Consider the following 22,950-nt stretch of genomic DNA (forward strand, 5'->3'; position numbering starts at 1 on the left):
GGAAACATCAGCCCTCTGATGCGCAGCCCGAAAAGCTTAGTCGGAAAATGCGAGGTCGACGGGCCGCTGGACCCCTTTTTTCCTGAAGATAGCAACTGCGCAAAAACTGCCCCGTTAGCGAACCCTTATCTATGCGCGCCTGGGTTGCCAAACCAGGCTTCCCCGTCGACTATGTCACCATGTTTCGGCCGTGACATTATTCTATGCATTCATGATGACTTGTTTCCATGTTAACATGGAAACAAGGAGATAACGCCGGAAGGAGGCCCCATGATCATCTCCGCTGCGATCCCAAAGGGCGGCACTGGCAAATCGACGATGCTGCGCACCTCGCATCCGTCGCGCTGCATCGGGGTTATTCGGTCACTCTTATCGACGGCGACCGGCGGCAGAACATGAACCGCTGGTTCCAGATGCTGGGCGAAGCTGGCAATCGTCCTGACAGGCTCCAGATGGTGAGCGCGATGACCCCGCAGGAAATCCTCGACGCCGCAGCCATCCACAACGGTGAGCGCTCAGTCGTCCTGATCGATACGGAAGGCACCACAAATGACAACCTCATGGCCGGGCTCTTCGCCGCCGACATTGTCGTCGTGCCAGTCTATTTTGCGCTGGACGATGTGACCGCCGCCATCCAGATCACCGACCACTATATCCCGCTGGCGGTCGAGAGCCGGGGTAGACCGCTGCCTGCGATATTCGTGCTGACCAAACAGACCATCATCGATGGCAGGGCGCGAGCCCTGACCGAACTGCGCGCCATCATCCAGGCCAACGGCACGCCTATTGCAGAACACGTCTTGCACAATCGCGTTGCCTACCGCGACCTTCAGACCGGGCAGACCCTTTACAGCTCCGAGGTGCCTGACGCGAAGGCGGTTGCCGAGAGCGAAGGGCTCTTCGACGATCTTCTGCAAACCTTCATCGAAGCCACGAGGAACGCGGCATGAGTGAAAGAACCGCACCGAAACCCGGTGACGAAAAGAAAGCCCGCATGATGAAGGCGATTTCCACGCAGCCGCCGGCGCTGCCGAGCATGTTCATTTCATCAGCGAAAATCGAGGGGCAGAAGCTGGAGCCAAATGCCGGATCGGCCACGTCGAAGACGCCCGAGCCGGCATCGGGTGCAACGCCTGACTTTCGCAAGCTGCTGCGGCAGGGTCAGAAAAAGGACCCCATCGCCGGAAAGAAGATTCGCGAGGAGGAGATGATCCGCTGCGGTTACTACCTGACGGCTGCGGAGCAGCGGCAGTTCAAGTTGCTGGCGATCAGCAACGGGCACAGCATGACCGAACTGCTGCGAAAGGCTGTCCAGGACTATATCCGCATTCATAAGCACAAACTGCCGAAGGAATAATCGACAGTTTGGAGTCGCTATCGCATGCTGTAGGCGGGTGATGTTCGTGGCTCTTTTGCGACGCGCAAAAAAAGGGCCCGCGACGGAACACTCGGTCGCGGGCCCTAAGACGTGTTGCCTACTTGGGTTGGTTGAGGTGTTTCAGCACCTGGCCGAGGATTGTGTCTCGCACCGGACGCCCGCTGGCTGCAGCTTTGTCGTCGACCAGCTTTGCGGCCAGTTTGGGCGACAGCGGCATGAAGCCGTAGCCGTGTGCGATGGCTGCGCGGTGAAGATCCTCAAGCGTTTCGAACGCGCGATCGTGGGTGCCGAGCCAAAGACCGGGCTCGTCGGTTTCTTCGTGCGGGAACGCTTGCAGGAAGTAGGTCCGAAGCGGTGGGTCGTAGCCGATGACAGCGTCGGGATCCGAGCGGACCTGTCCGGGGACGGTGCCAGTGACAGTGATGGTGTAGCGGCTCATTGCAACCTCCTTTTGCCGGTGGGGTGCCGGCCCCCGGGGGGGCCGGCCACCGATGCCTCACTGGGGGTTGTTCCAGAGGATGACCTTCTTGTTTTCCTCGCCACCCGGGGCGGGAGCGAGATTGCCGAAGATGACGCCGATCTCGGGGGCTTCCAGCTTGACCGAGAGGTACTCCTCTCCCGAACGCTGGGAGATGCGGTGCCAGCCGGCTCCGATCTCGAAGCCCGTGCGCTTGTTGACGATCCGGTAGTCGGGGGCGTCCTCGCGCGACTTGTTGGTGTTCGGGATCAGCGTGATCGGGGCATTGACCCGGAGCGTGGCAAAGACGCCTTCCATCGAGCCGTCGGACTTGGTGGTGAGGTTTGCGATCGTGGTGGCCATGGTAGTTCTCCTTCGGTTGCATCGGGACCATTCCCGATGGCGCCAAAGGAGAGGGCCGTCCTGCTGCGGTCATCTCGGCGAAAATTCTGGAAAATTCTATTTGCCGAAAAATTGCGGGCGGGCCCTTCGCCTGCCCGCAGACAAAAACAGAAATCGAATTTTCCAGAATATTCGCCGAGTGTACCCCCAACGGGGGTTGACCGCACAAAGCAGGCGGTCGTCTACAAAGGCGACATGAAACGGGAATGGCCCCGGATGCGACCGAAGGAAAAGAACTCAGGCGCCATTGCGTGATCGCCGACGCAACGCTGCCGGATCGCAGGAGCAGGCTGCAGCCTCTCGGGTCATGTTGCCTGCATCGTCAACACCTCGAACAGCAGCATAGCGCGTGAACCGCCCTGCGTGTTCGGATATGGCGGCACTGCGATTTCGAGATCGGAGCCGACTGGCAGCGAACTTCACGCCCCTCGGTGGCGATGCCTCGCAGCCAGGATGGATGACCGCGCTAGCCAGGATGTTCGGCACGCTTGCACCCGTTTCAGAGGCGAGAAGCGATCAAGATGATCATCTGCGCACGCCCCGCGGCTCTGCGCGTGGGCCGGTTTCGAAGGGGCCGGCTCCGGCCGTTCATTCAAGTGGAGTGGGGGCGGGGCCGGATCAAGCATAACGGATCGGACCCGCCGGGCTGTCGGGGAAACCGCGCGTACATCATGCTGGCAACGCCAGACGCTCCTCCGGCATCATGCGCGCTTCGGCTTGGCGGCGAATGTCCGGACCGGCATGGCGGAGCATGGCGCACCAGTCCTCCACATTGTACGTCGTCGCCATCCGGCCCCTGGCCAGATCGTAAATGACGCACGGCTTGTTCGCGAAGGCGAGCCGAAGCACGTTGACGGCCGTACCGGGTGATGCGCCGTCCCAGACCATCATCCCAAAGTCGGCGCGCCGCGCCATCTCCCGGTCTTTGGCAGCGTGGAACCAATACCCGTGAGCGCGTTCAGGAGACGGGACATGATAGGCAGCCCAGTCGCCCAGATTGTTGCGGGGTTCCTTGCCGGCATGGAAGACGCCGACATGGTCGTAGCCGTAGCCCGCGAGCAGGCCCTGCGCCTCGGCATCGGCTCCCGACGCGTCGCCAATCAGCACGCCGTGCTCGGCAGCAACGATTGCGCCGATGCGAGCGATGGCAGGTTCCGGCAGCTCGAATATCTCGCGTGATCCACCTATGAATATCATCGACATGGTGACTTTCCCTTCTCGCCCGCGTCCCCCGCCCCGCGCCGGCCGCCCTCTCCCCTGGCCCTGCGCGAGGGATCGTCACCCGAAGGCCGAGACGGCAAAGCCGGCTCGCGAAGCGGCGGGACGCCGCGACGAGAGCCCGGCCGGCCGCAGGCCGGCGCGCCCGGATCCTGCAGCTGCCGGAGGCGCTACGCGCATCTGGCTAGTGGCGCTTCGCGCTGGAGCTAGTGGTCTTGTCGGCCAGCCAGAGGCTCCCGTCCTGGATCGAGCGCATGGCCGCGAAAAGAGAACGTCAATCCAGACGGCTGACGCGGCGGCCCTCGCTGCGCGCTTCGATAAAGGCGCCTGCGATCTTCATCATGAATGCCTTGCTGAAACGACCGAGGGGCTTACCGTCGGCTTCGATGTACCAGGAGCGTTCGGCAATATCGTAGTTGTATTCGTCAACCACTATCCAGCAGCGTTTGAGATCGGTCAGACCGGCGCGGCGGCACTCGATAGCGGAGACTTCCAAACCGACCCGATCGCTGGTCGGTGGCTGGGTGGTTATAGCCAGGAGCGCGAGATGGGTCAGGCCATCTCTTGCGCCGCCGACAGCGATGACCACGCAGGTCGGCCGGCTCTTGCGGCCTTCCGTTTCGCCGCGCTCGTATTGCCATGCCCAAAGATAAGGTAGGAGATCACCTGAACCGCTCATCATCGTATCCTTCCCCGCGCGCCAATCGGTCGATCTCGGCGGCGAAGAGTTCCGTGTGTTCCTCCGGCATCTCGGCGACATGGTATGCGCGGCGGGGATCGCCGCCGATGCGCATCCGTTCGTAGTGCTCGTAACTCATCAGCACGAACCGGGGTTTCCGGTGCTTGGTAAGAATAACGGGTTCGCGGCTGGCAACGTCGGTGACGTCGCCAACCTGCTTGTTGAGATCCCCCGTCGTGAACTGGCGCATGGCTAGACTCCTTGATCGATCTCCATATTATCTGGATTCGCCAGATTTGCAAGAAAACGGCGCTCACGCGCCGCCCTCCGCGAACCGCCACACGGGGATGCCGAGCCGACGGGCCTTGTCGGCCAGGTTGTCGGTGATCCCGGAGCCGGGAAAGACGATCAGGCCGTAGGGCACCACCGAGAGCAGCTGGTCGTTGCGGCGGAACGGAGCCGCCTTGGCGTGCCGGCTCCAATCCGGCTTGAAGGCGATCTGGGTGACCTTGCGGCTCTCGGCCCAGCAGGCGGCGATACGTTCGGCGCCGCGCGGGCTGCCGCCGTGGAGCAGGACCATGTCGGGATGCTTCTCGCGGGCCTTGTCGAGCGCGTCCCAGATCCGGTCGTGATCGTTGCAGTCAAGGCCGCCGGCGAAGGCGATCTTGGTCCCGGCTGGAACGAGCACCTCGGTTTCGGCGCGACGGCGGGCGGCGAGGAAGTCGCGGCTGTCGATCACCGCCGCTGTCATCGCCTGGTGGGAGACCTTCGAGCCGGTGCGCGGTCGCCATGCCGATCCGGTTTGTGCCTCGTAGAGATCGGCGGCTTCATCGCGCATGATTTCGAGCACGTTGCGGCGCTCGATATAGCTGATGCCTTCCGCGGTCAGCCGCTCCAGCTCGACCGACTTCACCTCCGAGCCGTCCTGCTCCTGCTGACTCGAGCGCTGCGCCTCCTCGTTGCGGTCGAGGCTGCGGGCGACACGCTCGGCGGCACGGTGGAAGACGTTTGCGAACGACCAGAGCAGGTCGTCGAGATCGGGTTCGAGCCTGGTGTCCCCGAGCATGCCGGCGAAGGTTTCTACGATCCCGGCGAGGCCGGCCCGGATCACCTCGTCGTCGGGAAGCGGCCGAGGGTCAGGTTCGTCCTGATGCGGGCGATGGCCGTACATCTGCAGTTCGAGGATGACGCGGTCGGTCGGCGAGGAGGCGTGGGAGGGCTCGTAGGCGTCGTCGAGAGGAATGTCGTAGGTCATGGCGGTGTCTCCGTCGGTTGTGGCCGCGCCTATCGCGGCCGGACAGCGCATCCCGGCCGCGCGCCGGGCGCGGCCGCACCGAAGGCCGAAGCGCGAGCGGAGGACGGCGAAGCCGTTGCGGCCGTGACTGGGGGGTGGCAGGGGTCGCCTCTCAGGCAGGCCGCGGGCGCGGCCTCTCCGGTGGACCCCCGCCATATCTGCAGGCTGTCCGACGCCGCGCCGAGCCGCGTGCCGGCCCGACCCATTCATCCGGGCGGCAGGAAGAGACGGGCATCCTCCGGGACGAGTTGATCGCGGAGCCATGCCGCGAGGTGGGCTTGGCCGAGATGACGCAGATCGTCGTTGAAGTCGCCGAGCTGCGGCCGCAGCACCAGGGCGAGAATCCCTGCCTCGCCTGCGCGCTGGCTGAGACGCTCTATGCCGTGCCGGCCGGCGGCGTCGGCATCGGCTGCGATGTAGAGGCGACGGCAGCCAGGCGGGAAGATCAGGCCGGCGAGGTGATTGGCTGAGGTGGCGGCAGCCAACGGCAGCGCCGGCATCACCGTCCGGAGCGACGCCATCGTCTCGAAGCCCTCGCCGGCGGCCATGACGGGCGCACCGGACTGTTGGCCTAGCCAGATGCCGTTGCCCAGCAGGTGACCAAGCGAGCGGCGTGGATCGGCGACCGGCGCCTTGCCGACCTTGCCACTCGGGTCCAGCCCAGAGGACAGGTAAGTGCGCTGCAGGCCGGTGATACGCCCGTCGAGGCTGGTGACAGCGGCGATCAGCGCAGGCAGGGTCCGCGTCTCGCCCGTGACGAGATCCCTGTAGTAGCAGCCAGGATGGAAGCGCAGCGCGCGCTCATGCGTCGAAAGCAAAATGCCGCGACCGGCAAGATAGCGTTCGGCCAGCGTACCGGCGATCGGATGGGACATGGCGAACAGGCGACGCGCGGCGTCAGGCGAGCCGCGTGTCGCAGCAGGCTGGCGATGCGAGCCAAGGGGCTGGGGCGGGAGCTGGGGCGGTGGCAGCGGCATGGAGAGGAAGCGACGTGCTTCATCCGCGACCTCGCGGAAGTCGACCAGACCACAGCTCTGCTCGATGACGTCAAGCAGGTCGCCATATTCCCCCGATTGCTCGTCGACCCATTTTCCGGCTGCCTTGCCGCCAACCGCCTTCAGCCGCACATGCATGGAACGGCCGCGCGCGTTGCGGACATCGCCGACCATCCAGTAATTGCCGGAGCGATGGCCGTTGGAGAGATATTCACGACACACCGCCTCGGCATGTTCGCCAAGGCGGCGTGCGAGCTCGGATGCCGAGCCGGACATGACCGCCTCCCCCTCAAACCGCTGCTGTACGGTCGGTGACGCCAACCAGCGTATGGCTGTCGATAAGCGTGGCCAGGATGGCGGACCCTTGCGCGGTCGTCGGGATGAACAGCCGCAGCTTCCAGGAGATGATCTCGGAGATCAGCCCCAGCGCCTTCAGCCGAGGGACCATCGCGTCGGTGAAGCCGATCAATTCGACACGGTAGTCGTTCATGACCCGACTGCGGCGCAGGATCAGGCCGTCGGCAAGCTGCAACCCGATCCGCCCCTCGATCAAGCCGGTCCATGCCTCGTCCGGAGCGAGGGTCGGAACATCGTCGACGCCGAGATTGCGCAACATGGTCGCGACCAGCGTCGGCGCGATGTGGCGGCCGATGATGCGTTCGCCGGCGTCGGTCTGGATCCGGTAGACCTGACAATCATGGTCCGGCAGCCGACGCCAGATCGGCAGCAGCAGACCCGTCACGATGTGAAAGGTGCTGGTGGTGAACTCCGGGACGGCGGCGACTTCTGCCTGCCACAGGTCGCAGAACAATTTTCGGTCGGCGGGCTGCCAGTGGGTTTCGGCAAGCGCGTCGAGACCGAAGCGCAGCTCGTCCGTTGGCCGCAGCAGGCGCACGCGGTGCTCTATCGTTCCGTCGTCGAGCATCAGGCTCGCCGTTGGCAGCCGGATCGCCGCGCGGTTCGACCGCGTGTTCACCAACAGAACCGATTGCGGCTCGGCCCGGACGATGGCCAGCGCGTCGACGAGACTGAGCGGCAGAATCCGGTCCTTGCGCGCGACGGTCAGCACATGCGACTGCGCGCCCGAGACCGGGTGCGCGTAGACGGTGCGGCGATCGGTGACGACGATGCTCTCCGCCGTGATCGTCTCCAGCCCCCTGTCGTAGTTGCCGGCGGCGATGGCGCCTTCGATCTTAGCCGCCATCAGCTGCTCGAACACCTCGAACAGCAGATTCTGGGTTTCGATGCGCAGCGCCAGCAGGCGATTGAGCCAGGTCGTGATCGGCGGCAGCTCGTCACGCAACCCGCCCTGGTCAGTCGTCAGCGACAGCCCGGTCACGGTCTCGAACGTCGTGAGCGAACAACCTTCGATCCTGCCCTGATGCAGCAGCATGTAGAATTGGCGAAGTGCGGCCCGCGCGTAGGGGCTTTCGAGATTGTCCTCGGCACGGAACAGCCCTGCCCCGCCGGTCTGGCGCTGGCCGCGCGTGATCGCGCCCAGCGTGTCGAGCCGTTGTGCGATCGTCGACAGGAAGCGCTTGCCCGCCTTCACATTGGCGGCCATCGGCCGGAACAAGGGCGGTTGCTTCTGATTTGTGCGGTGCGTCCGTCCGAGACCCTGGATGGCATTGTCGGCGCGCCAGCCGGCCTCGAGCAGATAGTGCTTGCGCAGCCTCTGGTTCCTGACCCCGAGATCGGCGTGGTAGGAGCGGCCGGTGCCGCCGGCGTCGGAAAAGATCAGTACGCGCTTGTGGTCATCCATAAAACTCTGGGTCTCGGCGAGATTGGCCGAGACCGGGCGGTTCTCGACGGCAAGCCGGTCGATACCGTCGCGGCCGGTCTTCTTGACGATGCGCCGCGAGCGGCCGGTCACCTCGGCGACGGTGTCGTTGCCAAAGTGATGGATGATCTGGTCAAGGGCACCGCCGACCGGCGGCAACGACGCAAGCCGCTCGACCATCTCGTCGCGCCGGCGGACGGCCTCCCGGCACTGAACCGGATTGCCATCTTCGTCGTGAACGGGCCGCGAATAGACATTGCCATCGGCGTCCGAGTATTCCTCGAACAACTGCGTCGGGAAGGAATGCATCAAATACCCGCCGACATATTCCCGCGGCGTGACGTCGACATGCAGGTCCGACCATTCCTCGGTCGGGATTTCGGCAAGTCGCCGTTCCATCAGCGCTTCGCCGGTCGAGACGATCTGCACGATCGCCGAATGGCCGTCGGCAAGATCCTGTCCGATCGCGCCGATCAGCGTCGGCGTCATCATCGAGGTGATCAAATGCGAGAAAAAGCGCTGCTTGGTGCTCTCGAAGGCCGAGCGCGCCGCCGATTTGGCATTACGGTTCAGCGTGCCGGATTCACTGGTGATGTTGGTCGCCTCGAGTGCGGCGGTCAGGTTGTTGTGGATGACCTGGAAAGCGTCGGCATAGGCGTTGTAGATGCGGATCTGTACCTCGGTCAGTGCGTGCTCGAGAAGGTCGTATTCGACACCGTCATAGGAAAGCGAGCGCGCCGTATAGAGGCCGAGCGACTTGAGATCGCGAGCGAGCACTTCCATCGCCGCGATACCGCCGTCCTCGATCGCCGCGACGAACTCGGCACGGTTGGCGAATGGAAAATCCTCGCTGCCCCAGATGCCGAGGCGCTGCGCGTAGGCGAGGTTCTCGACGGCGGTCGCGCCAGTGGCCGAGACATAGACGATGCGGGCGTCAGGCAGTGCATGCTGCAGCCGCAGTCCCGCCTTGCCTTGTTGCGAGGGCGCGACGTCGCCACGCTCGCTTTTGCCGCCAGCGGCATTGGCCATGGCGTGAGCCTCGTCGAAGACGATGACGCCATCGAAAGATTTTTTGGTCCCCGTCGGGCCTTGGTCCCCCCTCGTGTCTTGTCCGACCCAGTCGAGGATCTGGGCGATCCGGGATTTCTTGCCCTCCCGTTCCTGCGAGCGCAGCGTCGCGTAAGTCGTGAACAGGATGCCTTCGGCAAGCCGGATCGGCGTGCCCTGCCGATAGCGCGACAGCGGCTGGACGAGGAGTTTTTCCTGGCCAAGTGCCGCCCAATCGCGCTGAGCGTCCTCAAGCAATTTGTCCGACTTGGAAATCCAGATTGCACGGCGGCGGCCCTGCAGCCAACTATCAAGGATGATGCCGGCGACTTGCCGTCCCTTGCCGCAGCCGGTTCCGTCACCCAAAAACCATCCACGGCGGAAGCGGACCGCGTTGGCAGCCCCTTCTGGCGCGGCCGAGACGACATCGCAGGTCTCGTCGACCGTCCAGGTCCCGGCGAGATAGCCGCAATGGGCTTCGCCGGCATAGATGACGCTTTCGAGCTGGGCGTCCGACAGCAGGCCCCCGTCGATGATCGCATCAGGAAGAAGCGGCCGATAGGAAGGTTTTGGTGGCGCGACGGCGGCCATTGCGGCCGACTGCACGAGCGGCGTCGGATGCGGCTTTGCGCGGGGGATGTCGATCGACTGGAGCGCGTAGGGTTCGTAGATCGTGTCGGTCAGCCGGCCGCCCTCTTCCGGCATCCAGTCGCGTAGCTCATAGGCGAGGGGGACCGCCGGTGGGATGTTTGCCATGACCTGGCGGGCGGGCTTTGCCCGTGCAATCGGGGGAACCGGTTGGATGGCCTTCGGAGCAGCCGTTAAGACAGCGAGGGGTGCGGCTCTCGCCCCGGATCGGCCGCCCATGTGCATGGCGGCATTGCGCGGGATGCCGCTTGCCAATGCACCGATCGAGTCCGGAAAGCCGACCGGTAGCCGGGGCTGCAGGGCGGAGATCCAGGAGAGCAACGTCTCGACATCTATGGCCTTGCCCGGCCGGCCGGAGAAGCTGGTTGGGTCGTTAGCAGGAACTTTGTCGATGATGGTCAAGCGGGTCTCGGCCGTCGTCCCATGGCGGGCGTAGACACGGCCGGCGATCGCCGCGGTGAAGACGACTGAGCCCTGTTGTTGCAGCCGCTCGAAGGCGAGCCGCCATTTGGGGTTTTCGGGAGACAGCCCGGAGCCGGTGACGGCAACGAGGCGTCCGCCCGGACGCAGGCGTGCGAATGCGGACGAGAGGTGCCGCCATGCGGCATCGGCGACATGGCCGTCGACATAGGCGCCGACGCTGAAGGGTGGATTCATCAGCACGACGGACGGCTCGATGGCCGCGTCGAGATGATCGTCGATATGGGCAGCGTCGTACCGCGACACGGAAACCTGTGGAAACAGCAGGCCGAGGAGATCGGCCCGCGTCGCGGCAAGCTCGTTGAGGGCGATCGAGGCGCGCGCCATCTCGGCATGGACGGCAAGCAGGCCGGTGCCGGCCGAGGGTTCGAGAACGAGGTCACAAGATGCAATCGCCGCAGCGTGCGCCGTGACGAAGGCCAGCGGCAAGGGCGTGGAGAGCTGCTGCATGGCCTGGCTCTCGTCGGAGCGCCGTGTGTGGGTCGGAACGAGTTCTGCGATGCGCTTCATCATCGCCAGCGTTGCCTGCGGCGTGGTCGACCGGGAGAGGATCGCCGGGCCGAACCGGCGCAGAAACAGCACCTGGGCGACTTCGAGCGCTTCATAGGCGTCCTTCCAGACCCACAACCCTTGCGCATCGCTGCCCCCAAAACTGGTCGTCATGGCGGCGCGCAGTGCGGCGGTGGTGACAGGCTTGCCCCCATCGAGGAAAGGCAGAAGCAGCGTTGCCGCTTGATAGATTGCCTGGGCGTTGTTTATGGGGGTGGGCGTCGGCGCGCCCAGGGAAGTGGCTGTCCGGGCAACGGCCGGTGTGGTCGAAATAATGTTCATGGAGATGTCCTTCGTGAGAGGGGAGCGGCGCCCGCGCCGGCACTCTCTCCGCGCCAGCCGGGCCGCACTGCTCCCAGCTCCCCTCTGCCTCTGGCGCCGATGCACCAAGGGGGTTGCGCTCTGTGCAAACCCATGACTTGAATGCGCGCACAGGGATGCGGCGGCGACCTGGAGCTGCGGAGGTGATGCGACGGTTCAGAATTGGCAGTGCGGTCTACGAGGAGGGAGCGCCGGACCTGCAGGCGGCTCTGGCGAACGCCTATGCCCGCACCGAGCGTCCGCTATGCCTGTGCCGCGAGCCGGGCTGCCCAATGTACATTGCCCGCATCGGCGACCTTCACCTGATCAAGCGCATGCCGTTGAGCGGCGGCGGGCATGACCCATCCTGTGATTCATATGAATCGCCTTACGAAATGTCCGGCCTGGGCGCCTTGATGGGCAGCGCGATACAGCTCGATCCACAAAACGGCTTGGCGGCCCTCAAGTTAGGTTTCAGCCTGTCGAAGACAGGGAGCCGCGCAGCATCGGTGCCTGCGGGGCAAAGTTCCGCCAGCGTAACCGCCGATCCCAGGAGGATGTCGCTGCGTGGCCTGCTTCATTATCTCTGGCACGAGGCCGAACTGACGGTCTGGACATCCCGGTGGGCCGGCAAACGACATTGGTGGAATGTCCGCTGGCATCTGCTCGAGGCTGCCGGGCAAATGACGGTGAGGGGCGGTCCGCTCGTGGATATGCTGTTCGTGCCCGAGCCGTTTCGCGCCGAGAACAGACAAGCGATCGAAAATCGTCGCAACGCGGTTCTCGGCACGGCGCTCCCGCCGAAATCAGGTCCACGAAAGTTACTCGTCCTTGTCGGCGAGATGAAGGAGATGGTCCCTGCCCGCTCCGGTCAGAAACTCGTCATCAGGCATTTGCCCGGTTTTCCCTTCATGATCGACGATGCATTGCATCGCCGCTTGCAGGCGCGTTTTGAAAAAGAACTGTCGCTGTGGGGAGCGGATTCCAGCTCACATCTCATGACGATCGCGACGTTCGGACTGAACCCGGCCGGCCTCGCCATTGTCGAGGAGATCGCGTTGATGGTGGTGTCCGAGAACTGGATCCCTTATGAGACGGTCCCGGAGAAAAGGCTCGTCGAGAGCCTCGCCCGCCTTCGCGAGAAGAGTGTGAAGGGATTGCGCTTTGACCTGCAACCCGACCACCCGATCGCCAACGCTTTGCTCCAGAACAGGCAAGAACCGATTGCACTCTTTGTCGTTCCGGCCGGAGCGGACGAGAACTACGAAGCGTCGCTAAACGAAATGATCGCCGCGCGTCCCGAGATCGGCTCCTGGGTGTGGCGGGTCGGCGAAGGCGATATGCCGCCGCTACCGCCTTGAGCGTCGGCGGAATTTCCGTCGATGCTTCAGTATGCCTTAGGCCAGGCCCAGCTTCTTCTTGAGCTCGGCATTTTCCTTGCGCAGACGGTCGGCTAGCAGGTTCTTGAGGCGCTTGTTTTCTTCTTCGAGTGCGACAAGATCACGGAGATCTCCGCTGTCTGGAGAAGGTGCGACAGCCCTCTTCCAATAATAGTAGGTCTGCTCCGATATGCCGGCCTGGCCGACTGCAATCTTGCTGGTCGCGCCGCCAGCGATCGATTTCTCGATCTGGGCAAGTTTCTGCGCGCGTTCATTCTCGGAATATGTCTTGCGGGCGGTCTTCGCTGCCACCGGAGCTTCCGCGGCTTGGGGCGCAGGTTTCGCTCCGTTCTTGCGGACCGGCTTGACGAGTTCTGCCTTCGCTTTCTTTGCTCGCGGAACTTTCTTCTTCGATTCAGGCACTTCCACTTTGGCTGGCGCTACTGTCTGAACAGTCTGAGCGTCCTGAAAATCGGCCATCATATACTCCGCTTGTGGTTTATCCCCTTCTTCAGCATCAAGGGGTCTTATACTGAAGTCAATGACCTGGGGATTTGGGAGCGGAGCAGCATAGCCCGGCTGCGTCATCTCCGTGGCAATCTTGGACAGGTCGAGATCGCCCCAGATCGAATGGCTTGGCTTCTGCTTAACGCGCCTCTGTTTCAGCTCCACGATGAATGGCCGGATCTGGCGCTTCATAGTCTGTTCCTTGATGTGAGCATGACTTGCTAGCCAAGTCGCAGTTTGGGTTAGCGAGTACCCGACGTATCATATCGCTTTCGCCGTGCTTTATCGGAGAAGCCCCGCAACGAGCAAGCGGAGTGTCATGGGCCTAGGGCAATCGGCTTAATCAACGGGGGCAAACACGTCAACAGAGAGAGCTGCCTCATACACGCGATGCTCAGGCGTCTAGCGGGCGGTGTGCGATGACTGTGCACAATCCGGCTGGAGCGATTGCAATCCCAATTTTCTTGGGAACTAATCTTCTCATGGCGGCGGATGAGCTGGACGCGCTTGTTTTCGGGATGGCGGTCGACAGCGTTCGGGCGCTTTCTGTTCCTTTCGCGGAAAAAGTCGCGGAAATCGCCCACAGAAGCCTCGGGGACCTGCTTTTCAATTTGCGCATCGATGGCGACATGGAATTTCAGCGCGTTGCCGCCATCCGGTATCCAAGCTATCAGACAGCGGTTCTGGTGCTGGATAAGCAGGGCTTGTCGACCAGCCATTGCATGGTCAATGGCACTTTCTCCAGCTTTATCGCTCCGTTGGAGGAATGGAACACGCTGCCGCTCGCAACGCAGGCCAGGACGAGTATCGCCGGCTCGGCCAGCCTGTTCATCGGCGCTTTACGCAATGCCGGATACCTCCCGCGTGGCAGGCACTGAGCAGACGTTTTTCTGAGGGCCGAATGATTATCCTCGGAGCAGTTGGCCATACGGCCTCGCATGTCTCAACAGCTTGAGGTTGGGCCGTGTGCAGGTGCATCCATTGAGCGAAAGTTGGTCACCGTGATGGAGACGCATCGCCGCCGAAGCGCGGTTCTTATAGATGCCCATCGTCGCCTTCCTTCGTCAGCTCCGACGCAATCGCACTTTGGACAGGAATTCGTCGATCTCGAGATCCGACAGATCATCGAGCAGCCTGAAGGCAGCATCATGCCTTCCAGCGTTAACGAGAATCGTGCGCTTGCCACGATGTTCGGCCCACCCGGTCTCGGGGTCTGCGTTGCGCGCGGTCCCCCTGAGCTCGACAGGGATTGTGTTCCAGATTGCCTCGAGCTTTTCCGCGCGGGTCATGCTGTCGCTCGCGCCGGTCTCGTGGGCGATGATGGCGGCGCGCATCTTGTCTGGCGACTGCCGATCCGTGAGATCGCAGAAGCCATGAAACCAGCGCTCGCGACCCCAGATCCGGATCGCGAAGAATACGCTGGTGACGTTGCCGGCCTTATACTCAGACATTCCGAACATGCCGGTGCGCATGAAGAGCGGCGGCAGCAAATCGAGCGTGAAGTGATATTCTGACGCGTTGATCTCGAACCACTCGCCTGAATAGGGAGTGCCGGAAAGCGGATCGATACCGGGAGTGTCTTTGTGACGGCTGAACAGTTGGAACATCTGCTCGCGGGTGGCGACGCCGTCGAGCACCTTTCTGAACGGTGGATGTGCGGTCATGGGGTTCTCCTGAAGGCAGGTCGGCCACGCGCGGCATCGGCGCGCCATGGCAACTGCTTGCTGTGTTGTGGCTGGCGACGGGCCGAGCCTGCGGCCGGACGCGTCCATCGGCGATGATGGGGTTTGCAGGGGGTTCAGGCGGCGCGTCGTTCGGAGGAACGCGAAGTGTCTCGACCAACCCCGGTGATGGCACGGACGGCCGCGGCGAGCGCCGGGATGTCCTCGAGCATGCCGAGCGCAACGAAGTGGTTGGCCCCGCCAGTATAGTCCTTGCGGCCCTTGCAGGAGCGGATCAGGATGCCCTGACCTGAGGACAAACCGAATTGGCCGACCTGGATGTAGGCGCGGTCATGGTGCAGGGTAATTTCACCGGAAACGGCTATGCCCGCCTTGTTTGAGCGCAGGTCAAAACTTCGCTGCGGCAGGGCAAGTTCGGCGGCGAGTTTCTTCAGCCGTGAACGGGCTATCGTGTGGAAACGTCTCTTCTGCTGCTCGTCGTAGGAGCAGCTTCTGTTCCAGTCGAACATGTCGATCTCCATGAAACGAAAGCGCCCGGGGTCGCGATGGCGATCCCGGGCTCGAGAGTGAGTTGGAACTGAAAGGGCCCGGCGGGAGTGCCGGGCCCTGTGCGAGCGTGAGGTCGGTTATTCGGCGGCCTGGAGGTGGTCCGCCTCGTCGCTGTCTATGGTCACCGGCTCATCGGAGGACGGATCCGCATCGTCGGCGAGGAAGGCCGGCAGCTCCGCGGCATCGCCGTCGAGAGCCGCTTCCTCCGCCACGTCGCCGGCGGCCGCGTCGCCAGCATCGGCAGACCCTTCATCGACCTCAAGGCGCAGCGGCTCGGGCAGCCAGTTCGATCCTTCGAGAAGACGGGCGGCTTCACGGGCCATGATGTCCTTCTTCATGTGGTCGATCAGCTGCGCGGAGTCTGCGCCACGCGCTTCACGGACAGCCTGTAGAATCCGCGCCTTGGTGAGCCTCCCGAGGAACTCGACCGTGGGCGTCCAGCCCGCGTCGACCATGTCGAACTGGAGCGAGCGGCCAAGCACGTCTGCATGCTCGAGCGCCTTCGCTCGCCTGTTCCAGGGTTCGACCACCGCATTGAGGGTCAGCGAGACGCAGTGCGCGAACAGCGCCTTGCGGCTTGCTTCATCGAGGCCGAGAAGGAAGTCCCAAAGGCCATCCGCCTCATCGGGCAGATCGCGATCCCACGCTTCGTGGCGCTCGGCGATCTCCTTGGCCCAGCATGTCTCGGCAAGACCGTCCACCTGGCTGAAGCTGCCGCTCTTCAGGCTGATCTCCAGGCACGTGTCCGGCGCGAAGCGATAAAAGACCTGCAGGACGAAGGCATGGAGTGCGGCGACGATAGCGATGTCGACGTCACCGGCGAGCGCGTTGCGCAGTGCCAGCGTCCGCTGCGCGGTCAGGTCGAAGAGGAGCCGATCAGGGAGGGGCTTGATGCTATCTTCCTCGCCGTCGTCACTAGCGCTGTCGTTCACCGGCTTGCCGTTGACGACAACACCATCGCCATCGTCGTCGCCATTGGATCGGGTTCCGCCGTCGCCGCCCCCGTCCTCGCCCTCATCGACGTCGCTGGTTTCGGCCCGCGGCTCGTCCTCGGACCGCACGAAACCGGCGTCGACCTGGAGCTTGCCGTTCGCGGCAAGCGTAACGAACACACCGGCATTGGCCTTCTGGGCGGGATCGTAACTTTGAGGACGATCATCAATCGCATCGAGCTCGGCACCCAGCTGGTCGAGCTTCGCCTCGATTGCGTCGTCGGCATCCTCGGCCTGGGCATAGTCCGCATCCAGTTTGTCGTATTCGGCCTTCAGCGCGTCGTAGCGTTCGATCTCCTCGGGGCTGAGCTCCTGCGCCTCGGCGTAGATGCGCCGCATGCCGGAGGTGTGACCATAGGGAAAGCTGATCGCCGCTTCGACCCACTTCCAGCCTTCGGCGCGGATTGCCTCGGCATCCATTTTCAGCCTGTCGAAGACAAGCTGCTCGAGAAGTGCGGCATCCTGGAACCAGCCGCCGGCATCCTGCTCGAACAGGTCGCGCAGGATGACGCCGCCAGCCGCTTCATAGGCTTCGGCGCCGACATAGACGGCCCGGCGATCGTCGGCCCGGACCGTGGTCTCCGTCAGCAGGCGCCTGATGTAATAGGGTTCCTGCATGTGCGAGCTGGCAATCCGCTCCCAGACCTGCTCCTGGCGCGCGTGATCGTCCGAGATCGAAAACGCCATGATCTGTTCGAGCCGGATTTCGTCCTTCTCGTAGAGCTCGAGAAGCCTCAGTGACACCGATGCCAGTCGCAGGCGCTGCCTCACCGTCGCAGGCGATACGAAGAAGCGGGCACCGATCTCGTCGGGATCGAGGCCCTGATCGCTGAGCGTCTTGAAGGCCCGAAACTGGTCGAGCGGGTGCAGGTCGGCGCGACGCAGGTTTTCGGCAAGAGAGTCTTCTTCGGCCGAGGTTTCCTGCCCGCGGTTGACAATGCAGGGGATTGGCTCGTTCTTTGCCAGGCGCTTTTGCTTGATGAGGATGCCGAGCGCCAGATAACGCCGCCCGCCGGCGGGCACCTCGAACATGCCGGTCTCCTCGCCCTCGCCGTCGAGCACGGGACGGACGTTCAGGCTCTGGATCAGCTTTCGCCGCCCGATGTCTTCGGCCAGCTGCTCGATCGACACGCCGTCTTTGATGCGCCGAACATTCTTCTGCGACAGCATTAGCTTGTCATAGGGAATATTCTCCGCGGCGTTCATCGCGATCTTCTGAATGGCGTTCTTTGCCATGGTCAGGTTCTCCATGACGGGCGGCCCGGGGCCTCTCCCCGAACCTCCAAGCCCGTCAGCAACCCTCCCCTCCCCCCTCTGCCTCCAGGCCTCACGCCAGCGCCGCCTCCCGACTTGCAGGCTCGACATGAAGCGCTGCTGGTTTCGGCTCGCGGATCTAGGCGGCCGAGCCGCGCCCGAGGCGCCTTCAGCATGTTGGCGTCACCGCGTCCTCCCACGAAAAAAGCGCCGTCCTCTTGCTTCGAAGGACCGCGCTGGGATTGATGGAGACGCCCCGGAGGCGACGAGAGTTTTCGTTGCCGGCCTGCGCAGGATCAGGCGGCGAAGTCGAGAAGCTTCTTGGCTTTGCCCTCTATGTCCAGGCGGACATCCTGATGCGGCTTGTCGCGCGCGACCCGCGTGATGCCCTGCACGAAATCAAAGATCGATTCCGGTGCTCTGCCTTCCTCCATGAGAACAGTATCGATGATCTTCGTGGTCTCGGACTTGGAGAAGCCGCGCTTGCGCAGGAAGCCCTGGCGATCTTCGTCGTTTCTGGCAACGATCCGTTGCCGCGCCGTCTTGATGCCGTTGACGAATGGCAGGGGCGACGATTCCGCGAACTGGATCAGCGCTGGCTCGGCTTCCAAGGCGAAACGCGAGGCGGCATATTTGGAATGCCGGATGGTGATTTCTTCGAAATCTTCGACGCCCCATAAATTACGATTCTGGCATACCGCGCGTAGATAGAAGCTGGCAATCCCGAAGGTGCGGGCTCCGACTTCAGAATTCCAGCAGTAGAAGCCGCGGAAATAAAGATCCGGTTCCCCATTCGGCAGCCGCCCGGCCTCGATCGGGTTCAGGTCGTCGACGAGGAAGACAAAGACATCGCGATCTGACGCGTAGAGCGTCGTGGTGTCGCGGGAGATGTCGACGTTCGGGTTGTAGATTCCCGTTGACCAATCGAGGACTCCCGGCACCTTCCAGCGCGTGTCACCGGTACCGTTGCCGGCTATCTTCTGCACGGCGTCGACCAGTTCTGAGTCAAATATTCTGCCATAGTCCGGACCGGTTACGGCTCGCAGCTCGAGGCGTCCGTTCTCGATTTCCAGCGTCTTCACCTGCTCGGCGCGGTGGTTGAGGAGACCGTGCTGGAGATTAATCGCGGCGAGCGGGGCTGGAAGCTGCCGCAGATAGGTGGCCGGTGCGCCGACCAAAGAGGCGAGTTGGCCAAAACTCCAATGCGTGGGGGCAACAGGGGCAGGCGCATCGGGCAGCATTAGCCTCAGGCGCTCCGGATCGTCGCGGCTGGCCTCGACGCGGATCAGCTCACTTTCGACGATGCGGGTCTTGCTGCGCTCCGACCGGCTCTTCACCGCATTTCCAAGGTCGTTGAGCGACAGGTATCGCTCGTCCGCCGGCCGGTTGAACCATTCTGACGACACGCGGCCAATTCGCTGGCCGCGGCTGGGGTCGACCTTGTAACCGGCACGCTGGTTGCGCTTGGGCGCAAGAATTTCCATCTGGGTCATTGGTGTTGCTCCTTGGCGGGCGCCGGGAGACTCTCTCCCGGACCTTTATCCGCCACCGCAACCCGCCCGCCCTCTTCCTCTCTCGGCACCCGCGCACCACTAGCAGCGTCGCCATTGCCACAGCGGCCGCGTCAAGGCTGGCACCCGCCGCTTCACGTTCCGGACGCGACAGAATTCCGCTGTGCTTTCTTGCGCAACAAGGCCGGAACATAGCGGCCTGCTTGATTGGGCAACTGCCAGTTCTGCTCTGGCCCTAGTCAGAAATGTATAAATTGTCCCAACGTCATGATACGCGAAAATCGTGTCATGGTCGGAACTGAGAGTGTAATTGCATGTCGAGCAGGTTCGCGCGGCCCGTGGTGGTGCAAGTTGGCCGGCATGACCGTGAGCGCGTCATATTCGATGTGAACGACGTAGCCTCGATCCTGCTGCGGAGTTTCCCTCATCAGACGAAGAAGCGAAAACTGGCTATGGATGCATGTCTTCAGGTTTTGCGTGGAGAAGCCCAGACACCTCAGCGAGACGGGCTTTCGTTGCAGCGGCGTTAGAAGCGAAAATTCTACGCAGCGACTGAGGTCCAAATTGATCGTAGCCCTCGATGGCTTCCAAAGTGACTGGGGGAGCAGAGCTTCAGCCATCGCAGTGGTGACCGGGATTTGTGCAGCTGCCAGCAAGCAACGAGTCCTGCCGCCGGGGGGAACACCCGCCTTTCATCTGCTTGACTCGACAACCGTCAGGAGGAGAGTCGGCTTCTCGATGAGACCGAGGATCTCGCGTGCATGAACTGGCCAAATCGGATATCTACGACGTTGCAGACCCGCCTTTCCGGTAAGCAATCGAAGAACCGTCAATCTTCCACAATACGCGACCGACGTCGTCGGGCGACCCCACCAGCGCAGTACTAGACACTGCACGCCGCGCCCTGCTTAAGGGGGACCGCCTCGAAACCAAATTTGTGCTGTGGTACCCGGCGGGGGCGTGGAAATTGTTTACGATTATCCCCTCCTCATCGAGTGGAGAGCAGCGGCCGCTCGATCAGGACCGGGTCTGACCACCGGATCAATACGCGCGCAAAGTCAGGATGTAGCTGTTTACCGCAGCACGCAAAGTCTGTCGGGGAATTATTGCTTCCACCGACAACCACCACTATGAAGCAACACTTCGCCGACTATCTTTCAAGCTACCCCGGAGAGTTTTCATGGCAGAAGATGCCGACAACACAATCGACGCCCTCATCGAGCTCACCGCTGATGTGGTCTCAGCCTATGTCTCCAACAATCCGGTCCCGGTGGGCGATCTCCCTGCCCTGATAGGCCAAGTGCACGCAGCACTGAAAGGCACGGCCGGAAGCGTCTCCGCAGCAGAGCCGGAGGCTCTCAAGCCTGCAGTCCCGATCAAGAAATCGGTGACACCGGACTACATCATCTCCCTTGAGGACGGCAAGAAATTCAAGTCGCTGAAGCGCCATCTGTCGACCCAGCACGGGCTGACGCCGGATGAATATCGCGCCAAATGGGGTCTGCCGGCGGATTATCCCATGGTCGCGCCGAACTATGCTGCCACGCGCTCGGCGTTGGCCAAGACGATGGGGCTCGGCCGCAAACCGAAAGAGCCGGAAGCGCCTGAGCCGACGAAGCGGAGCCGCAAGAAGGTCTCAGCCTGATCGCCGATCGAGCTTCGCCGTCGACGTAAGTGTGCTGCGCCTTTCCCGCATCCGTTTTTTCGGACCCAAGACAGAGAGCAAGGCCAGGTATTCGGGCCAACGCACATCCAAAAGCCGGGGTTGCTAAGCCAACTCGCACCCCTTGGCAGCCATCTGTTGCCAAAGGGTGAGGTTAGCCATGTGCTATCGCTCGTATCGAACGGTCGGCCGGCCATCCCGGCCTGCGCGTCCGTCCGGCTCAGCTGAAATCAACCAGCTTTGCTGAGATTGCCCGCGGAGGACTTGCCAGTCCGGCGGTCCTGTTCAATCTCGTAGTTGATCTTCTGCCCATCAGCTAGGGTCGAGAGGCCCGCTCGTTCGACAGCGGAAATGTGGACGAAAACGTCCTGACCACCATTGTCGGGCTGGATGAATCCAAATCCCTTGGTGCTGTTGAACCACTTCACGGTGCCGGTCGCCATATCTACGTATTCCTTCGTAACAATTGCAGTGTGGCCTGGCAGTTGTGCCAGGCCGGTTCAGATCAAGGCATTGGAATTAGACGCAGCAAAGAAAAAATTGCAAGACCCGGCATTCTCGGATGGCGTCACGACCGGTCAGTTAAAGACAACACCGCGACCCTGCGCAATTGCTGGGCAGCCGTTTGCCGGGTACGTCGGCCAATGAGCGGCTATCAACCGAACATCCCGCGTGGCGGAGCTGGATTGAAAGCAGCGAGTGACTGCCGATCCGTGGTCATCGTTCCCCATGAACTCGAGTTAGGTGATCTATCTCGCCGACAGGGTGCTGGGAGAAAGGCGGCGCGGCGCGGCTTCATCACCGTTGACTTCCCGCGGCCGCGCGAGCGCAGCGAAAGCCGGTTTGTGCGCTATCGCGAGGGGAGGGATTGCGCGAGTTCGGCCTGCATTGAGCAAGCTGTCAACTCGCCAGCATTTGTCGGCTGGCAGGGCCGGAACCTAGCCAAAGGCCATCAAAACGGCACTGGCCTTCAGTCGGTGTTTACCATTCGCTTCTATCTTTCGCGCAGCGGCAAGGTTCTGAGTACCGCACATAAAGGCCTGCTCCAGACAATGGAGCGGGCCTTTTTGTGTCACTTGGGAGACGGCTCCAACAATGCCGTCTACTGGAAAAACGGTCCGCAAGGCTGTGCGGCTTGTGATCTGGCTGGGGCTGGTCGTGCAGATGGGCAGGCCGAAAGCAGGCCCCATCAGGCAACACTCTGCCCGCGTCAGGCTGGGCCTAAGCTGGGTTATGGCGTCACGGCCCGCAATTTGGCCGATTCATAGTCGAACGAAACACGATTTCGTCCACGCTGTTTCGCTTCAAAAAGGCATCGTCCGGCGGTGCGAAGGACGTCTTGAGCATCTGCATCGGGAGAGATTTCCGCGCCGCCGATGCTGACAGTCACTTTCACGCCGTCCTGTTGGCCTTTCGCCATCGGACCCGCCTCGACAAGACGGCGTATGTTTTCCGCGATGGTAGCTGCCTGCTCTTTACGCGCGCTGCGTAACAACACACCAAACTCTTCTCCGCCAAGACGACCGATCGAGTCTCCCGGGCGTGTCAGATAAACGAGCGCCTTTGCAATTCGAACCAAAGCCTCGTCACCTTTGCAATGGCCGTGTTGGTCGTTGATCAAGGAGAAGTGATCCGGATCGATCAGGAGCAGTGTGTCGCATTCACCTTCGTCACGCTTTCTGTCCATTCTTGCGATAAATTCACCGCGACTGAGAAGGCCTGTCATCGGGTCGTGGCTGGTTACGAAGGTGAGCCTGTCGTGCGCCTCTCTCAGGGCTGTGTATGATTTCTCCAACTTGTCACATGTTTCCTGAATCGTTTCCCCCTGGGTGAAGACAAAGGCGCTAACGGGCATTCCGATCAGGATGGGGATGACGGTGCATTCCACCCAACTCAGCCAGTCGATCGGCATCTGCAGGCCAAGTCTTGCCGTGAACGACAGCCCGAAAGTCGCGACGACTGCAATTATCGTCACGACTGTAGATTTGCCCAGAATCCGTTTGCTGCGCGGCGTCATATTGTTGCTATAGACAGTCCGGCTGAATGACATGTTACCAGCTTCATTAGGATTGTTCTGGACACACCGGCGAGGAGCCGAACCGGCAGGGTCCTCAAGGCCAGGTCGAGCAAATGCGCCCGCGTCCTGCCGACACTTCGCCTCGGTCGGTTCTTGGGCCCATTGTGCC

At 62.5% G+C, this 22,950-nt stretch carries 21 protein-coding genes; 6 read left to right on the forward strand and 15 right to left on the reverse strand.

Annotated features, from left to right (window positions below; all coding sequences use genetic code 11):
• Window positions 1-227: 227 nt before the first annotated feature.
• Together NKI88_RS27695 and NKI88_RS27700 are read left to right on the forward strand one after the other, a co-directional pair.
• Entirely contained in the window at window positions 228-950 is a 723-nt protein-coding gene (locus NKI88_RS27695) for a ParA family partition ATPase (RefSeq protein ID WP_352658592.1), read from the forward strand.
• Window positions 947-1,357 (forward strand): hypothetical protein, encoded by a 411-nt coding sequence (locus tag NKI88_RS27700; protein WP_352658594.1) that lies wholly within the window; start codon window positions 947-949, stop codon window positions 1,355-1,357. The genes NKI88_RS27695 and NKI88_RS27700 overlap by 4 nt, the downstream gene beginning before the upstream one ends.
• Before the next feature lie 118 nt (window positions 1,358-1,475).
• On the opposite strand, the gene NKI88_RS27705 is transcribed toward NKI88_RS27700, so the two are convergent.
• The 8 genes from NKI88_RS27705 to NKI88_RS27740 form a co-directional block, all read right to left on the reverse strand.
• Window positions 1,476-1,817, reverse strand: a complete 342-nt coding sequence (locus tag NKI88_RS27705) for a hypothetical protein (protein WP_352658596.1) — start codon at window positions 1,815-1,817, stop codon at window positions 1,476-1,478.
• Between the two features lie 57 nt (window positions 1,818-1,874).
• Window positions 1,875-2,198, reverse strand: a complete 324-nt coding sequence (locus tag NKI88_RS27710) for a DUF736 domain-containing protein (RefSeq protein ID WP_006339490.1) — start codon at window positions 2,196-2,198, stop codon at window positions 1,875-1,877.
• Between the two features lie 708 nt (window positions 2,199-2,906).
• Entirely contained in the window at window positions 2,907-3,440 is a 534-nt protein-coding gene (locus NKI88_RS27715; RefSeq protein ID WP_352658598.1) for a hypothetical protein, read from the reverse strand.
• 289 nt (window positions 3,441-3,729) lie between these two features.
• Window positions 3,730-4,134: a hypothetical protein gene (locus NKI88_RS27720; RefSeq protein WP_352658600.1), complete on the reverse strand. Its 405-nt coding sequence runs from the start codon at window positions 4,132-4,134 to the stop codon at window positions 3,730-3,732.
• Window positions 4,118-4,384, reverse strand: a complete 267-nt coding sequence (locus NKI88_RS27725) for a type II toxin-antitoxin system prevent-host-death family antitoxin (RefSeq protein ID WP_352658602.1) — start codon at window positions 4,382-4,384, stop codon at window positions 4,118-4,120. Before NKI88_RS27725 ends, NKI88_RS27720 begins: the two co-directional genes overlap by 17 nt.
• Before the next feature lie 63 nt (window positions 4,385-4,447).
• Window positions 4,448-5,389: a DUF2493 domain-containing protein gene (locus NKI88_RS27730; protein WP_352658604.1), complete on the reverse strand. Its 942-nt coding sequence runs from the start codon at window positions 5,387-5,389 to the stop codon at window positions 4,448-4,450.
• A 245-nt stretch (window positions 5,390-5,634) separates the two neighbouring features.
• Window positions 5,635-6,699: a DUF7146 domain-containing protein gene (locus NKI88_RS27735; RefSeq protein WP_352658606.1), complete on the reverse strand. Its 1,065-nt coding sequence runs from the start codon at window positions 6,697-6,699 to the stop codon at window positions 5,635-5,637.
• Window positions 6,700-6,712: 13 nt separating this feature from the next.
• A complete protein-coding gene (locus NKI88_RS27740) occupies window positions 6,713-11,209 on the reverse strand; it encodes a strawberry notch-like NTP hydrolase domain-containing protein (protein ID WP_352658608.1) in 4,497 nt (1,498 codons plus the stop codon).
• Window positions 11,210-11,394: 185 nt separating this feature from the next.
• Between NKI88_RS27740 and NKI88_RS27745 the strand changes: the two genes are divergently transcribed.
• Window positions 11,395-12,588 carry a DUF1173 domain-containing protein gene (locus NKI88_RS27745; protein WP_352658667.1) on the forward strand — a complete coding sequence of 398 codons (1,194 nt, stop codon included), beginning with the start codon at window positions 11,395-11,397 and terminating at the stop codon, window positions 12,586-12,588.
• Window positions 12,589-12,624: 36 nt separating this feature from the next.
• On the opposite strand, the gene NKI88_RS27750 is transcribed toward NKI88_RS27745, so the two are convergent.
• The gene (locus tag NKI88_RS27750) at window positions 12,625-13,305 is read right to left on the reverse strand and encodes a transposase (protein ID WP_352658610.1); all 681 of its coding nucleotides are present in this window, start codon (window positions 13,303-13,305) and stop codon (window positions 12,625-12,627) included.
• A gap of 227 nt (window positions 13,306-13,532) precedes the next feature.
• Between NKI88_RS27750 and NKI88_RS27755 the strand changes: the two genes are divergently transcribed.
• Window positions 13,533-13,991 (forward strand): hypothetical protein, encoded by a 459-nt coding sequence (locus tag NKI88_RS27755; protein WP_352658612.1) that lies wholly within the window; start codon window positions 13,533-13,535, stop codon window positions 13,989-13,991.
• A 186-nt stretch (window positions 13,992-14,177) separates the two neighbouring features.
• Here NKI88_RS27755 and NKI88_RS27760 read toward each other — a convergent pair whose 3' ends face one another.
• The 4 genes from NKI88_RS27760 to NKI88_RS27775 all read right to left on the reverse strand — a co-directional run bounded on the left by NKI88_RS27760 (window position 14,178) and on the right by NKI88_RS27775 (window position 19,083).
• Window positions 14,178-14,777: a DUF1419 domain-containing protein gene (locus NKI88_RS27760; RefSeq protein ID WP_352658614.1), complete on the reverse strand. Its 600-nt coding sequence runs from the start codon at window positions 14,775-14,777 to the stop codon at window positions 14,178-14,180.
• 134 nt (window positions 14,778-14,911) lie between these two features.
• On the reverse strand, window positions 14,912-15,304 hold the full coding sequence (locus tag NKI88_RS27765) for a hypothetical protein (RefSeq protein WP_352658616.1): 393 nt from the start codon (window positions 15,302-15,304) through the stop codon (window positions 14,912-14,914).
• A gap of 117 nt (window positions 15,305-15,421) precedes the next feature.
• A complete protein-coding gene (locus NKI88_RS27770) occupies window positions 15,422-17,572 on the reverse strand; it encodes a ParB/RepB/Spo0J family partition protein (protein ID WP_352658618.1) in 2,151 nt (716 codons plus the stop codon).
• 314 nt (window positions 17,573-17,886) lie between these two features.
• Window positions 17,887-19,083, reverse strand: a complete 1,197-nt coding sequence (locus tag NKI88_RS27775) for a DUF932 domain-containing protein (protein WP_352658620.1) — start codon at window positions 19,081-19,083, stop codon at window positions 17,887-17,889.
• Between the two features lie 1,198 nt (window positions 19,084-20,281).
• On the opposite strand from NKI88_RS27775, the gene NKI88_RS27780 reads away from it, so the two are divergent.
• Entirely contained in the window at window positions 20,282-20,746 is a 465-nt protein-coding gene (locus NKI88_RS27780; RefSeq protein ID WP_352658621.1) for a Ros/MucR family transcriptional regulator, read from the forward strand.
• Window positions 20,747-20,994: 248 nt separating this feature from the next.
• Here the strand turns inward: NKI88_RS27780 and NKI88_RS27785 are convergent, their stop codons facing one another.
• Window positions 20,995-21,207, reverse strand: a complete 213-nt coding sequence (locus NKI88_RS27785; protein WP_027038889.1) for a cold-shock protein — start codon at window positions 21,205-21,207, stop codon at window positions 20,995-20,997.
• A gap of 201 nt (window positions 21,208-21,408) precedes the next feature.
• Between NKI88_RS27785 and NKI88_RS27790 the strand changes: the two genes are divergently transcribed.
• The gene (locus NKI88_RS27790) at window positions 21,409-22,032 is read left to right on the forward strand and encodes a hypothetical protein (RefSeq protein WP_352658623.1); all 624 of its coding nucleotides are present in this window, start codon (window positions 21,409-21,411) and stop codon (window positions 22,030-22,032) included.
• Here the strand turns inward: NKI88_RS27790 and NKI88_RS27795 are convergent.
• Window positions 21,996-22,814, reverse strand: a complete 819-nt coding sequence (locus NKI88_RS27795; protein ID WP_352658625.1) for a GGDEF domain-containing protein — start codon at window positions 22,812-22,814, stop codon at window positions 21,996-21,998. The two genes, NKI88_RS27790 and NKI88_RS27795, sit on opposite strands and share 37 nt — an antisense overlap.
• Window positions 22,815-22,950 lie beyond the last annotated feature (136 nt).

This window comes from Mesorhizobium sp. M0317 (assembly GCF_040321555.1).
Taxonomy (GTDB): domain Bacteria; phylum Pseudomonadota; class Alphaproteobacteria; order Rhizobiales; family Rhizobiaceae; genus Mesorhizobium.

Bases quoted from the DNA above. Each gene is read 5' to 3' on its own strand.
- NKI88_RS27695 (WP_352658592.1), top strand. From the start codon at position 228: ATGTTAACATGGAAACAAGGAGATAACGCCGGAAGGAGGCCCCATGAT.
- NKI88_RS27700 (WP_352658594.1), top strand. From the start codon at position 947: ATGAGTGAAAGAACCGCACCGAAACCCGGTGACGAAAAGAAAGCCCGC.
- NKI88_RS27705 (WP_352658596.1), bottom strand. From the start codon at position 1,817: ATGAGCCGCTACACCATCACTGTCACTGGCACCGTCCCCGGACAGGTC.
- NKI88_RS27710 (WP_006339490.1), bottom strand. From the start codon at position 2,198: ATGGCCACCACGATCGCAAACCTCACCACCAAGTCCGACGGCTCGATG.
- NKI88_RS27715 (WP_352658598.1), bottom strand. From the start codon at position 3,440: ATGTCGATGATATTCATAGGTGGATCACGCGAGATATTCGAGCTGCCG.
- NKI88_RS27720 (WP_352658600.1), bottom strand. From the start codon at position 4,134: ATGAGCGGTTCAGGTGATCTCCTACCTTATCTTTGGGCATGGCAATAC.
- NKI88_RS27725 (WP_352658602.1), bottom strand. From the start codon at position 4,384: ATGCGCCAGTTCACGACGGGGGATCTCAACAAGCAGGTTGGCGACGTC.
- NKI88_RS27730 (WP_352658604.1), bottom strand. From the start codon at position 5,389: ATGACCTACGACATTCCTCTCGACGACGCCTACGAGCCCTCCCACGCC.
- NKI88_RS27735 (WP_352658606.1), bottom strand. From the start codon at position 6,699: ATGTCCGGCTCGGCATCCGAGCTCGCACGCCGCCTTGGCGAACATGCC.
- NKI88_RS27740 (WP_352658608.1), bottom strand. From the start codon at position 11,209: ATGAACATTATTTCGACCACACCGGCCGTTGCCCGGACAGCCACTTCC.
- NKI88_RS27745 (WP_352658667.1), top strand. From the start codon at position 11,395: ATGCGACGGTTCAGAATTGGCAGTGCGGTCTACGAGGAGGGAGCGCCG.
- NKI88_RS27750 (WP_352658610.1), bottom strand. From the start codon at position 13,305: ATGAAGCGCCAGATCCGGCCATTCATCGTGGAGCTGAAACAGAGGCGC.
- NKI88_RS27755 (WP_352658612.1), top strand. From the start codon at position 13,533: ATGACTGTGCACAATCCGGCTGGAGCGATTGCAATCCCAATTTTCTTG.
- NKI88_RS27760 (WP_352658614.1), bottom strand. From the start codon at position 14,777: ATGACCGCACATCCACCGTTCAGAAAGGTGCTCGACGGCGTCGCCACC.
- NKI88_RS27765 (WP_352658616.1), bottom strand. From the start codon at position 15,304: ATGTTCGACTGGAACAGAAGCTGCTCCTACGACGAGCAGCAGAAGAGA.
- NKI88_RS27770 (WP_352658618.1), bottom strand. From the start codon at position 17,572: ATGGCAAAGAACGCCATTCAGAAGATCGCGATGAACGCCGCGGAGAAT.
- NKI88_RS27775 (WP_352658620.1), bottom strand. From the start codon at position 19,083: ATGACCCAGATGGAAATTCTTGCGCCCAAGCGCAACCAGCGTGCCGGT.
- NKI88_RS27780 (WP_352658621.1), top strand. From the start codon at position 20,282: ATGGCAGAAGATGCCGACAACACAATCGACGCCCTCATCGAGCTCACC.
- NKI88_RS27785 (WP_027038889.1), bottom strand. From the start codon at position 21,207: ATGGCGACCGGCACCGTGAAGTGGTTCAACAGCACCAAGGGATTTGGA.
- NKI88_RS27790 (WP_352658623.1), top strand. From the start codon at position 21,409: ATGAGCGGCTATCAACCGAACATCCCGCGTGGCGGAGCTGGATTGAAA.
- NKI88_RS27795 (WP_352658625.1), bottom strand. From the start codon at position 22,814: ATGTCATTCAGCCGGACTGTCTATAGCAACAATATGACGCCGCGCAGC.